Origin of the sequence: Pedobacter sp. Leaf250, assembly GCF_920984735.1 — a bacterium.
In the GTDB taxonomy this organism is placed as follows: Bacteria; Bacteroidota; Bacteroidia; order Sphingobacteriales; family Sphingobacteriaceae; genus Pedobacter.
The window spans coordinates 220,601-232,611 of record NZ_CAKLBU010000009.1 but is presented as its reverse complement, the minus strand read 5'-3'; the positions used below and the strand labels follow the sequence as shown (position 1 = coordinate 232,611).

At 35.5% G+C, this 12,011-nt stretch carries 12 protein-coding genes; 4 read left to right on the top strand and 8 right to left on the bottom strand.

The features are described from left to right. Positions 1 to 321: 321 nt before the first annotated feature. The 3 genes from LUA91_RS10585 to LUA91_RS10575 all read right to left on the bottom strand — a co-directional run bounded on the left by LUA91_RS10585 (position 322) and on the right by LUA91_RS10575 (position 2,810). Positions 322 to 885 carry a hypothetical protein gene (locus LUA91_RS10585; RefSeq protein WP_231426015.1) on the bottom strand — a complete coding sequence of 188 codons (564 nt, stop codon included), beginning with the start codon at positions 883 to 885 and terminating at the stop codon, positions 322 to 324. A 220-nt stretch (positions 886 to 1,105) separates the two neighbouring features. Continuing rightward, the gene (locus tag LUA91_RS10580; protein WP_231426014.1) at positions 1,106 to 1,999 is read right to left on the bottom strand and encodes a DMT family transporter; all 894 of its coding nucleotides are present in this window, start codon (positions 1,997 to 1,999) and stop codon (positions 1,106 to 1,108) included. Positions 2,000 to 2,093: 94 nt separating this feature from the next. After that, positions 2,094 to 2,810: a pyridoxine 5'-phosphate synthase gene (locus LUA91_RS10575; protein WP_231426013.1), complete on the bottom strand. Its 717-nt coding sequence runs from the start codon at positions 2,808 to 2,810 to the stop codon at positions 2,094 to 2,096. Positions 2,811 to 2,962: 152 nt separating this feature from the next. On the opposite strand from LUA91_RS10575, the gene LUA91_RS10570 reads away from it, so the two are divergent. The 3 genes from LUA91_RS10570 (at position 2,963) to LUA91_RS10560 (ending at position 6,143) form a co-directional block, all read left to right on the top strand. Continuing rightward, positions 2,963 to 4,603: a glycosyltransferase family 39 protein gene (locus tag LUA91_RS10570; protein ID WP_231426012.1), complete on the top strand. Its 1,641-nt coding sequence runs from the start codon at positions 2,963 to 2,965 to the stop codon at positions 4,601 to 4,603. Between the two features lie 3 nt (positions 4,604 to 4,606). Further along, positions 4,607 to 4,987 (top strand): GtrA family protein, encoded by a 381-nt coding sequence (locus LUA91_RS10565; protein WP_231426011.1) that lies wholly within the window; start codon positions 4,607 to 4,609, stop codon positions 4,985 to 4,987. Between the two features lie 175 nt (positions 4,988 to 5,162). Continuing rightward, on the top strand, positions 5,163 to 6,143 hold the full coding sequence (locus LUA91_RS10560; RefSeq protein WP_231426010.1) for a polysaccharide deacetylase: 981 nt from the start codon (positions 5,163 to 5,165) through the stop codon (positions 6,141 to 6,143). A gap of 1 nt (position 6,144) precedes the next feature. Here LUA91_RS10560 and LUA91_RS10555 read toward each other — a convergent pair whose 3' ends face one another. The 5 genes from LUA91_RS10555 to LUA91_RS10535 form a co-directional block, all read right to left on the bottom strand. After that, a complete protein-coding gene (locus tag LUA91_RS10555) occupies positions 6,145 to 6,369 on the bottom strand; it encodes a VF530 family DNA-binding protein (RefSeq protein WP_231426009.1) in 225 nt (74 codons plus the stop codon). An 18-nt stretch (positions 6,370 to 6,387) separates the two neighbouring features. Continuing rightward, complete coding sequence (locus tag LUA91_RS10550) at positions 6,388 to 6,690, bottom strand: hypothetical protein (protein ID WP_231426008.1); 303 nt, start codon at positions 6,688 to 6,690, stop codon at positions 6,388 to 6,390. Between the two features lie 60 nt (positions 6,691 to 6,750). After that, entirely contained in the window at positions 6,751 to 8,724 is a 1,974-nt protein-coding gene (locus LUA91_RS10545) for a M1 family metallopeptidase (RefSeq protein ID WP_231426007.1), read from the bottom strand. Between the two features lie 96 nt (positions 8,725 to 8,820). Next, complete coding sequence (locus LUA91_RS10540) at positions 8,821 to 9,561, bottom strand: carboxypeptidase-like regulatory domain-containing protein (RefSeq protein WP_231426006.1); 741 nt, start codon at positions 9,559 to 9,561, stop codon at positions 8,821 to 8,823. 69 nt (positions 9,562 to 9,630) lie between these two features. Then, positions 9,631 to 9,978 carry an arsenate reductase gene (locus LUA91_RS10535; protein ID WP_231426005.1) on the bottom strand — a complete coding sequence of 116 codons (348 nt, stop codon included), beginning with the start codon at positions 9,976 to 9,978 and terminating at the stop codon, positions 9,631 to 9,633. A gap of 492 nt (positions 9,979 to 10,470) precedes the next feature. Here LUA91_RS10535 and LUA91_RS10530 point away from each other — a divergent pair, with 492 nt between their 5' ends. Continuing rightward, entirely contained in the window at positions 10,471 to 12,009 is a 1,539-nt protein-coding gene (locus LUA91_RS10530; protein WP_231426004.1) for a sensor histidine kinase, read from the top strand. The last annotated feature ends 2 nt before the right edge of the window (positions 12,010 to 12,011 follow it).

Sequence of the window (12,011 nt, the reverse complement as noted above, 5' to 3'; positions counted from 1 at the left end):
TTGTAATGAGAAAGAAATGTCCGGAAGAACGGCAGATAATAAATGTCTGCTGCTCTAAAGGAAAGCTTTGGCCTTTTCTATGCTAAATGACTAATATTAATCATAGGAGTATTTCCGCTGCTGTCGGATTTAGAAACACAATGACAGCAAAAAACATAGATTGCAAATTGCAAGATTTTAGCTAATGCCTTTAATATCTTTATTTATCTTGCGTCACTTGAAACTGTTGTCAATGAATGTTAACAAACCTTTGGTATGATTGTTAATTCCAGGTATCGGTTTTGTTATTTTGCTATGATCTTTAGTCCTTATTCTTAGCCACTACCTCTGCACCTTCCAGCCTTCATCCTTACTCAACTTTAATTTGTAAGTTTTGGTAATGAAATTACTGTTTTTATTGGCCTCCTTATCGAATGGCTCAAAATCTGTTGTTACCATTTTCAATGAAACTGTAACCTTCGCTGTGCTTGAATTTACCTGCTCAAAATTTACCGGTTTTTCATCAGCAAGTACATAAGTAACAGCTTTTACTGTTGCTTTATCACCATCTTGTTTTAAAACTAACGGACTAGCCTTATCCGTTAATGTGATTTGATAAACGAAGCTGCTATCCTTTGAAAGAAATTTCTTTTTGGCTTCTTTTAAACTTAAAGTAACCAACCCTTTACTCGCCAAAGATTTGTATTTACCCAGTTCGAACATGTCGTTGGTGCTGTTAAATTTTATTTCTCCAAAGTTGAAACGTGTAGTTTTATATTCTGGATTAGCTTTTAAATAATCAGTAATGACTTCTCCAGCTTCATCCTGGTTAATGGTGGTCTTGGTTTTACATCCGGCGAAGCCGATGATTAAGAAAGATAAAATATAAAGAATGTGTTTTTTCATTTTTATGGTATTTGCTTTTTAAAGGTATTTATTTTTAGGTTAACCGCAAAGGGCGCTAGGTTTTTCGCAAAGAAAAAGAAGGTTAAGCTAATTTATTTTACTACAGAAGAAACGGAGGTTTCACAGAGAACACAAAGACTAACATCCAAACTCAGTGTTATCTGTGCTTTGTCTTAGTGTGCTTTGTGGTAAAAAAAAACATAAAGCGCTTTGCCACTAATTATCTAGTCCGTTTTAAATACTTCAAGTTTGGCAACACCATTGCTGATAGAATCACACAAACACCAACCCATCTTAAAAACGAAACCTGCTCCTGCAGTACAAATCCAGCCATCATTACGGCAACAGGCAATTCAGCAGCACTTAAAATCGAACTCAACGCTGTACCAATACGAGGTACTCCTTCTGCATAAAACAATGGTGGAATAACTGTTCCAAAAACGGAAATAATTAAACCCCATTTTAGTAAACTGCCGCTTAAGGCTCCGTTAAATAAAAATAAAGGCGGGAAAAGAATGAAAATTAAAATGCATGCCCCAGTAATCATTAATGCACTTTTCTTTAAGGCAGGGTATTCATTTCCAATTCTACCACTCAACATTAAAAAGCCAGCGTAAGAAACAGCCGCTAATAAACCAAAGCCAATACCTTTTAAATTTAAACTAGAGATGGAAGTTTCGACCATCCCACTAGCTAAAACTGTCCCACCCAAAACCAATAAAATCACCAAAAACTGTAGTCCTGTTGGTTTCTTTTTGTAGATGATAAACTCCAGCAAAATGCTTATCCAGATAAATTGCATTAACAGAATAATAGCAACCGAATTGGGTACAAGCTTTACGCATTGATAATAAAATACAGAAACTAAACCCGTACAAGTTCCGGCTAAAACCATTTTCCACCAAGGGGTAATTAATTTAATTTCCGTGGCATTATATTTTTTAGTCCTGCTTTGAAAGAAAAATAAAACCCAAAGAATTACCGCCCCAAAAAATGCTTGCGCACCTGTAACATCACCTAAAGTATAACCATCATGATAAGCCAGTTTTACGAACGTAGATAGGATACCGAAACTGCAGGCACCGAAAAAAACAAGGAGAATTCCTTTTAACATGTTAAGTTTAAAGTGAAAAGTTTAAAGTAGAAAGTTTTAGTGGTAAGTATATTGTCAACGATCGGTTTTCAACTTTATACTTTCATCTCTAAACTCACGAAAGTTGCTGTAAATATTTTTGTATGGTGATTTCTAAGCCTAAGTAAAGCGCATCACTGATCAAAGCATGTCCGATTGAAACCTCGAGTAAACCTGGAATACTTTGAGCAAAATAATGAAGATTGTGCAAATCTAAATCGTGACCAGCGTTAATACCCAATCCAAGTTTGTTCGCATGATGTGCCGCAGCAATATAATTCACTATTGCTTTTTCTCGATCTGCAAAATAATTATGTGCGTATGCCTCGGTATATAATTCTATTCTATCTGTTCCAGTTTCAGCCGCACCTTCAACCATTTCTACAATCGGATCGACAAAAATGGAAACGCGGATTCCTTCTTTTTGAAAAACAGCGACCATTTCTTTGAGATAATCTTTATGTTTGATGGTATCCCAGCCATGGTTTGAAGTAATTTGGCCTTCAGCATCTGGAACTAAAGTAACCTGTTCAGGCTTGTTGGCTAAAACCAAATCGACAAATTTATCTTCCTTGCAATTTCCTTCTATATTAAACTCTGTGGAAATGGCGGTTTTTAAATCGTATACATCTTGATAGCGGATGTGGCGTTCATCAGGACGTGGATGCACCGTTATTCCTTGCGCTCCAAATCGCTCACAATCCAAGGCAACCTTAACCAAATCAGGGTTATTACCTCCACGACTATTCCTCAATGTGGCAATTTTGTTGATATTTACCGATAACTTTGTCATGTTGCAAAGATAGCAATAAGCTTTTTACATCAAATTTATTACGAAAACAGACAATCATTTAACATAATCTATCATTATAAACCTTTTTAATAAATTAAATTGCGCTCATTAAACGATTAACGTTCTTCATAGTCAAATCGTAAAATTTTCAAATGAGCAAAACGGAATTTAGGCGATACCTATTTTTGATTTTCGTGTTAGTTATGTTTAGTGCAACAGCGCTATTTGGTGGTATAATGGAACCAGATGGCGCACTTTATGCATCGATTGCTAAAAACATGGCGCTGCATAACGATTGGCTTAACCTGAATGTACGTGGCGCCGATTGGCTTGATAAGCCACATTTACCGTTTTGGCTGGCCGCCATCTCATTTAAAATATTCGGAGTTTCTTCATTTGCCTATAAATTTCCATCTTTTTTATTCGGCCTGGTTGGCGCCTGGTACACTTATCTTTTAGCAAAAAACATTTACGATAAAAAAACCGGGCTTATTAGTGCTTTGATTTTCCTTAGTGCCCTGCACATTTTGATATCCACTTTCGATGTTCGGGCAGAAATTTACATTACAGCCTTTACCCTTGCAGCCATATATCATTATTACAAAGCGCATCAAAAAAGCTTATGGCACATCATAGCTGGATCTTTTTTTGCAGCCTGTGCCATCATGGTGAAAGGAATTTTTGTACTCATTCCTGTTTTCGGTGGCTTCATTATTTACTGGTTAATCACCAAACAATTTAAAGAGCTGATAAAAATAAAATGGTGGACAGCAATATTGTTAATTCTCATTTTTATTACACCCGAACTTTATGCACTTTACAGTCAGTTCGATTTACATCCCGAAAAAGTAGTTTTTGGCAATACTCAAGTTTCAGGACTAAAATTCTTTTTTTGGGATAGTCAATTCGGCCGCTTTTTTAACAACGGCCCCATAAAAGGCAAAGGAGATCTTTCATTTTTCTTACACACCACCATTTGGGCTTTTCTTCCCTGGTCGTTCTTGTTTTATACCGGAGTTGCTAATTTATTCCAGAAGAAAAGTAGAAATGCGTTGCCTAAAGAAAGCATCATCATCTGGACAAGTGCAGCTATAACCTTCTTGCTATTTTCTTTTTCAAAATTTCAGCTGCCTCATTACATCTTGATTATTTTACCGCAATTTGCGATTATAACGGCGGTTTATCTTCAGAGGCTGAACGAGAAAACTTCGAAAATTTTCTTTATAATTCAAACAGCCGTATCTCTTCTGGTAGCCATTTTACTTGGAGTAATAGCCTATTTCTTCGAGTTTAATGGTTATGTAATTGCGATAATTCTTGTCGTAATATCACCAATCATCGCATTGCTTCTTTTTAAGAAACCATCTACTTTTTCAATTGTAGGCAGGAGCATATTTATTTCCTACAGTTTGGGGTTATTTCTATGTGTATTTTTTTATACTGCTGTTTTAAAATATGAATCGGGTATGGAAGCTGGTTTGTGGTTAAAGGAAAATCATCCAAAAGCCAAGGTTAAAGTTTTGATGTATCCTGATGCTTATTCATTAGATTTTTACGCCAATGGCGATGTAGAATACCTATGGAACTATGAAGATTTAAAAAAGCTGAATAAACAAGAAAACAATATTTTGTACGTACATGATGATGAATTGGCACAAGTAAAAAGAGATTATAATGCTGAAGTATTAGAGGGATTTGAGTATTATCACATTACCAAGCTCACTCCAAAATTCATCAATGCAGATAGCAGACCAACAGTTTTGGAGCATTTTTATTTAGTGAGGCTACATTAAAAAATGGATTTATTTTTTCGCATTATAAAATTTGGTTTAACCGGATTGCTAGGAATGGCGATAGATTTTGGCGCTACCTGGCTTTTTAAAGAAAAGATTAAAGTAAATAAATACGTTGCGAATGCGATTGGATTTACCTTGGCCGTAACCAACAATTATTTAATTAACAGAGTTTGGACTTTCCAAAGCACCAATACCAATTGGGGAACTGAATTCAGCAAATTTATTATAGTTAGTTTAATCGGCCTGGCATTGAACACCTTCATAATTTATCTATTCCATCAGCGTAAAAACGGAACAAATTTTTATCTGGCAAAGTTTATAGCCATCGGAATTGTTTTTGTGTGGAATTTTATCGCTAACCAGATGTTTACTTTTAGGTAACGTTTTTTCCGATAAAGTAAAATACCACCAACCAAATTAATCCTTTAATTAGGAAGAATAAAAATCCAATTAAGCCTACACGCTTAAACCATAATTTTACCTTTTCTTTATTCATGGCAATATTGGTAAAGATAATTTTTTTGCACTAAATTAGAAAGATTTTAAATAAGGATTTATGCATTTATCTAAAATATTACACCTCTCCTTTTGGGCCGTTCTGCTCATCCATTCAAAAATTTATGCACAACAATTTGAGGATATAAAAAGATATAAAGTGAACTATTCCCTGGCTACACAATCATCTGAAAAATTAATTGCAACCAGAAGCTTCGTAAACAATAATGTAAAATACTTGCTCCTCGTAAATCCTGAAACATTAGATACAAAAGTTGATTTGGCAAGCAATTATTCCATAAGTAGCTTACAATGGCCGAATGTTTTTGTTATTTTCAAAAATACAGCTTATGTAAAATCGCTAACAGAGGCAGCTGCCAAGGCTGTGCAATTACAAGACGCAGGCATTGATCATGCAATTCCGAAGGAGGCGGGAATAACTTTAACAATAGATTTATGCCCATCACACAAACCGCTGGATAGGATCATCTTTCAATCTGTTTTTGATGAATTTAAGAAAATTGAACAGCCTGCTCCATTGGCCATTTCAGTATCTGGAAAATGGATGCTGAAACATCAGGATGATTTAAATTGGCTGAAAAGTTTGGTTGATAAAAAGGAGCTGGACATTACTTGGGTAAATCATTCTTACAACCACGAGGTTAACAACTTGCCACTGGCCGAAAATTTCCTGCTCGCACCGGGTACAAATTTAGATACGGAAGTTTTGGAAAATGAAAAACTGATGTTAAAAAATGGCTTAACGCCTTCTGTATTTTTCCGTTTCCCAGGGTTAGTATCTGATAAAAGTGTGGTGCAGAAAATTGAAACGTATGGTTTGATTCCAATTGGAAGCGATGCATGGCTGGCCAAAGGGCAACAGCCTAATGAGGGAAGCATAGTGCTTATTCACGGCAATGGTAATGAAGAAGTTGGCGTAAAAGATTTTATCGAATTATTAAAAAGCAAACAAGGAGATGTAAAAAACAAGCAGTGGTTACTTTTCGATTTAAGGAAAGGACTGGAAAAGTCGTTTGAGTAAATTACTTTTTGTAAAAGGTATCCAAAAACAAATCTTCTACCTTCTTACGGGCCCAAGGCATTTTACGTAAAAAATTCAAGCTCGATTTTACACTCTGATTTTTGTTAAAACAATCAATCCTGATAAGAGAACCCAATTGCTCCCATCCATAATGCGCCTGTAAATCGGTTACAATTTTTTCTAATGTGATTCCGTGAAGCGGATTGTTTATTTGCTGATCGGCCATGTACAAAGCTAAATAAAATTATTGAGGCTTAAATTGTGCAAGCCAAACCGTGGCTCCACCACAAAATGGATCGTTAACGGTGTGACTTAAGATTTTGAAGCTGTAATTTTTAAATAGTATTAAATACTCTTCAGTATCCAGCGAAGCGTGAAAGAGATTTTCTCCACCGTTCATTCCCCATGATTCACCGTTCTCTCCAGTTGGAATAAGCTGCTTTAATTTATCAAAATAAGATTTTTCGATTAGATTTTTTGGACGATTATCAGCAAACCAATAGGCTATTTTATTATAGACTTGATATACGTTTTCTTTTTCATCCATCACTTTACAGAAAAAATAAAAACCCTTAAACTTACGTTTAAGGGCTTCAAAAATTTATGTTTATTTTCCTGCAGACCAGGTATTATTATCCGGATTTGAATCTGGCAAAACCTTGTTCGGATCTAGCGTAACAGAAACAACTTCTTCAGTTGTTGGGTATCGCACTAACCATGATGCATTTTTCATCCATACATCAACCGGAACTTTAATGATATCTTTTTTACCACTTTTAGTTTCCACCTGAAGAATGATTGGCATTGGCATTTTCTCCAAATTGTTTACCCTGATGGTGTAGCCTACTAATTTATCATCTTGTTTAACGGCTTCAACATTACCAAGTCCTTGATCCATTTTCCAGCTATTTAAGAACCAACTTCTCCAAAACCAAGCTAAATCCTCACCTGCGGCATTTTCCATCGAACGGAAGAAATCAAAAGGTGTTGGGTGTTTGTATGCCCAGTTTTTAATGTATTGTCGAAACGCATAATCAAAACGATCTTCTCCCAAAATTTCGTTTCTCAAAATATCTAGTCCCCAACCTGGTTTTGAATATAAATTGATACCGATATTTGCCTCCATCATTCCATCAGGCATTTGCATAATGTTTTCAAATTTTGGGTTTCCAATATACGATTTTCCGACAAAATTCATGTTAGTAGCACGGCCGGCATATTCACCTTTATTAAAATTTTTGGCAGAAATACCATTAATGAAAGTATTAAAACCTTCATCCATCCAGCCATACTTGCGCTCGTTTGAGCCTACAATCATAGGAAACCAGGTATGTCCGAATTCATGATCGATAACGCCCCAGGCACTCCCTTTTTTAGCTTTCCAACCACAGAAAACTATGCCTGGATATTCCATACCACCAATGTTTGTAGCAATATTTACAGCCATTGGATATGGATATTCGAACCATTGTTTAGAATAATGTTCGATGGTTGATTTTACATATTCTACTCCACGTCCGTAACCATCTACACCATTGCTTTCTACAGGCTGGGCCGAAACGGCTAAACCTTTTTTACCACTTGGCAAATTGTAGCGGGCAGCATCCAAAACAAATGCTTTTGATGAAGCCCAGGCCGCATCACGGGCATTTAAAATTTTATACCTCCAGGTTAATTTATCTTTTGCCGGACGAGATTTTGGATCAGTTACTTCTGCTTCTGAACGAATGTGAACTGTTGCATCGCTGTTTTTAGCTGCATTCCATCTTTTTAATTGTTCGGCAGTAAACACTTCCTGAGGGTTTAATAACTCTCCAGATGCCATAAGAATATGACTTGCAGGAGCCGTTAAAGCCATCGTGATATCACCATATTCGCAATAAAACTCACCTCCACCCCAATAAGGTAATGTGTTCCAGCCAATTACATCATCGTAAACGCACATACGCGGAAACCATTGAGCAATGGCATAAATTTCACCATTCTTAGTAGTTAAATGGCCTGTTCTATCCGAACCTTCTTTCGGAACAATGTAAGAGTAATCAATTTTAATGGTTACCACATCGCCATTGGCAGCCATCGGCTGATCTAAACGAATTTGCATACGCGTATCTTCTACAATTGATGTAAATTTTACTGCTGCAGACTTTTGTGATACACTTACATTCTGAATTTTGTAACCCGCTTCAAACTTTTCTCCCTGTGCACCGTAACGGCTACGCGATGGTGTGATTTGCTTTCCACGAGAATCTTCTTTAAATGTATTTTGATCCAATTGCAACCATAAATAAGGTAATTTATCTGGACTGTTATTTTTATAAGTAATGGTAACCGATCCGGTAACCAAACTTTTAGTTTCGTCTAAATTGGCGGTAATATTATAATCAACACGATTTTGCCAATACTTCGGTCCCGGAATTCCCTGTGCCGAACGGAATTCGTTTCCATTTTGAGTGTAAAACAAAGGTCCGAATGCTTCAGCGGGATTATAATTTGTGGTGGAAGTGGTTTGCTGGGCATTTGCCGAAATAACCAAAGCACAACAAACAACACTTAAAGTGATTAATTTACTAATTTTCATGAGTTTAATAAGTTGTTATTTGATGGTAAAGATAAAAAATAACCACATATAGCGCTATATGTGGTTATAATATTGATACATGAAAATTTTATTCAGCTAATTTGCTTTCAATTTTGGCAAATCTTGCAGTTTTCGCTGTTGAGGAGATAATTTTTGCCAGGCAACATAGGCTTTTGATATGTGATAGTTGTACCTGAAAGGTCTTTCTCCTTTAACTGCTTCTATTGATGGTCGATAAATAATCATGAAGTTTTTAAGTTCCTCTCCCTGAAGCTTGGTTAAATCGGTAATGGCCTTTTCACTAAAACCTGCATCAATTTCTTCTTGATACATTTCTTTTTCTTCCAACTCGGCTTCCTTACGTTGTTCTCTTTTATATTTTCCATAGCCAAGGTTGAGGTTTAAGCCACCAACTTTATCTTTCATTCTTTTTCTACCCAAATTTCCACCTGTATTTAAGAGTGTATATTTTTCAGCCAGAGGATCTTTAGCATCAGTAATTTGACTGTTCATTCTCACACCTTTCACATCAACATCCATTAAGCTGGTAGATTTTACCGGAAGATAAATGCTTCGGTTAAGCAAGCTGGTAAGATAAAGCGTATCGGTATGATAACCTACAGCAGAAAATTCGATCAAATCGCCCACATTGGCAGGAATGGTATATTTACCTGTGCTTGATGTTGTAGAAACTTTTTTATTATTCAAGTTTCTTACCGATACACCAGGCAATGTGAGTGATTTTTTATTGTAATCGAATACGGTACCAGTTGTAACGGTTTGTGCAAAAACACCAACAGGAAGGGCAAATAGTAAAAAAATGATCAGCTTATACATAGTAGCAAAATTAAAGATTAAAACGTTTCAAAGCTGCATTTAACAAACTTTAACATAGTAACACATGGATTAGCCAAGTGTTTGCATATAACGCTCTTCATCAAAAGAAATTAATATTGCTTTACCCTCTTTTTCGATAATTGGGCGTTTAATGGCACTGGTATTTTCTATCAAATAAGCAATCGCCTTATCTTGTGTATCTATTGCAGTCTGCTCCTCTTTTGATAATTTTTTCCAGGTCAATCCTTTCCTGTTTAGTACGGTTTCCCAACCAAATTTATTGCACCAATCGTTTAGTTTTTCGGCAGTAATTCCTTTCTTTTTAAAATCGTGAAATTCAAAATCTATTTGATGTGCTTTTAGCCAATCGAGTGCTTTTTTTACAGTATTGCAATTTGGGATTCCGTAGACGATCATGGAGAGTGATATGTTTTAAGTATTATGTAGTAAGTTTTAGTGCGCTAAATTACTAAAGAGTTATAAGTTTTAGGTGATAAAATATGATTTGTTGTAAATGGGGAGATGTTCTACGTAGTAAGTTATAGGTTATAAGTTAAACCCACCCAGACTTATAACTTATAACCACATCTAAAACTTAATAATTACAACCCAGACCTATAACTTATAACCTACAACAATATCTAAAACTCAATAATTACCACCCAGACTTATTACTTACAACTTATAACCTAAAACAAAATCTACAACCCAATACCTGCCACCCAGACTTATTACTTATAACTTATAACTTATAACCTAAAACAAAATCTACAACTCAATACCTGCCACCCAGACTTATAACTTATAACCTACAACTTAATAATTCATCACATTTTTCACATCATCCATCACATTTTAAAAATCAAAATAGGAAGTCTTACTAACATTGTGGCATAAACAACGAATATTATGATGATTCTCTCTGGCGAAGACCCGACAACAAAAACTAAAAACATCAACCAATTAGAGTTTTGGATTTCCACAGCACTATATATTCTGGCACTGATTGGCGTTTGTACCTCTACCAGTTACGGTACCGCTAATGCTTATCGTTTTATAGAAAATCACCTTTCATACAGTAGGCTAACTAATTTTTTCCTGCCAGAAATTTTTAAAATCAGCATTCTTTATATCAGCTTTTTATTGATTAATTTCTGCTTCATGCCGCAGCTCGCCAAGAAGAACAATGTAGTTTTAAATATTGTTCTTACCGTGATTCTAACTGGGGTTTCCACTATCATTTGGATGGTTGCCAACACCTATTCTCAGGCAGATCGGTTAATTGAAGAAAACGATATCAACCATGCTTACGATATTTTATTTGGAGAAGCTTTTACCTACATTTTCTTGCTCTATCTACTGTTTAACATCTATGCTTATTTCAACGAGAAAGGAATATCGTTACTGGAGAAAATTCCATTTTTGAAGCACTCTGAAACCAATATTCTGGAAGAAATTTTTACATCATCAAAAATTTGGCTCATTACTTTAATGATGTTTGCTGTTATATTTTCGCCAACACGCGATTATGAAATTGTAGTGATTTGGTTAATCGCTCCACCAGTAAATATTTTATTGGCCTTTTATTCGATTTATTACATCATTCCGAATTTAAGGAAAATTGGTAAAGGCTTTGGTCGTTATTTTTGGGGAAATGTTGGCGTATCCATTCTAGTGGTGTTATTGCTCTTATTAATCTTGGCAGCTTTTATGAGAAATGGCCCAATCATTCCGATAGCTTTAATTTTAACCTCAATAGGCCTTATTTGTATTACCACACCCCTTAGCTGGTACATCTACAAACATAAATTTGAAAAACAAACTGAAATACAGATGCTTAAAACGGAGCTGGGAAAGTCAGATGCGAGTTTAAATTTTCTTAAGTCGCAAATTAACCCACACTTTTTGTTCAATGCATTAAATACACTTTTTGGTACAGCATTACAGGAAAATGCAGAAAGAACAGGAGAAGGCATTCAAAAATTGGGCGATATGATGCGTTTTATGTTGCATGAAAATACGCAGGATAAAATTTCATTGACCCGAGAAGTGGAGTATCTGAATAATTATATTGATTTACAGAAACTAAGAACTTCCCGTTCCGGTGATATTAGAATTGAATCTCATATCGAAGAGCAACTAAACAGTTTGCAGATTACGCCTATGTTACTCATTCCATTTATAGAAAATGCTTTTAAACATGGAATTAGCTTACAGCAGCCATCGTACATCAAAATGACTTTGCAAACTAAAGAGAGAACGCTGTTTTTTGATGTAAGCAACAGCATCTATATTAAGGCTGATAATGATCCGGAGAAACTAAAAAGTGGCATTGGCTTAGAAAATGTAAAACAACGGTTGGCCTTACTTTATCCAGAAAAACATGAGTTAATTATCCGCGAAAGCGCAAACGAGTTCTTTGTGCATTTAACTTTGCAGTTAGATTAACC

Coding starts and splice junctions, on each gene's coding strand:
- LUA91_RS10530 (WP_231426004.1), top strand. CDS start 10,471: ATGATGATTCTCTCTGGCGAAGACCCGACAACAAAAACTAAAAACATC.
- LUA91_RS10545 (WP_231426007.1), bottom strand. CDS start 8,724: ATGAAAATTAGTAAATTAATCACTTTAAGTGTTGTTTGTTGTGCTTTG.
- LUA91_RS10585 (WP_231426015.1), bottom strand. CDS start 885: ATGAAAAAACACATTCTTTATATTTTATCTTTCTTAATCATCGGCTTC.
- LUA91_RS10550 (WP_231426008.1), bottom strand. CDS start 6,690: ATGGATGAAAAAGAAAACGTATATCAAGTCTATAATAAAATAGCCTAT.
- LUA91_RS10535 (WP_231426005.1), bottom strand. CDS start 9,978: ATGATCGTCTACGGAATCCCAAATTGCAATACTGTAAAAAAAGCACTC.
- LUA91_RS10565 (WP_231426011.1), top strand. CDS start 4,607: ATGGATTTATTTTTTCGCATTATAAAATTTGGTTTAACCGGATTGCTA.
- LUA91_RS10540 (WP_231426006.1), bottom strand. CDS start 9,561: ATGTATAAGCTGATCATTTTTTTACTATTTGCCCTTCCTGTTGGTGTT.
- LUA91_RS10580 (WP_231426014.1), bottom strand. CDS start 1,999: ATGTTAAAAGGAATTCTCCTTGTTTTTTTCGGTGCCTGCAGTTTCGGT.
- LUA91_RS10555 (WP_231426009.1), bottom strand. CDS start 6,369: ATGGCCGATCAGCAAATAAACAATCCGCTTCACGGAATCACATTAGAA.
- LUA91_RS10560 (WP_231426010.1), top strand. CDS start 5,163: ATGCATTTATCTAAAATATTACACCTCTCCTTTTGGGCCGTTCTGCTC.
- LUA91_RS10575 (WP_231426013.1), bottom strand. CDS start 2,810: ATGACAAAGTTATCGGTAAATATCAACAAAATTGCCACATTGAGGAAT.
- LUA91_RS10570 (WP_231426012.1), top strand. CDS start 2,963: ATGAGCAAAACGGAATTTAGGCGATACCTATTTTTGATTTTCGTGTTA.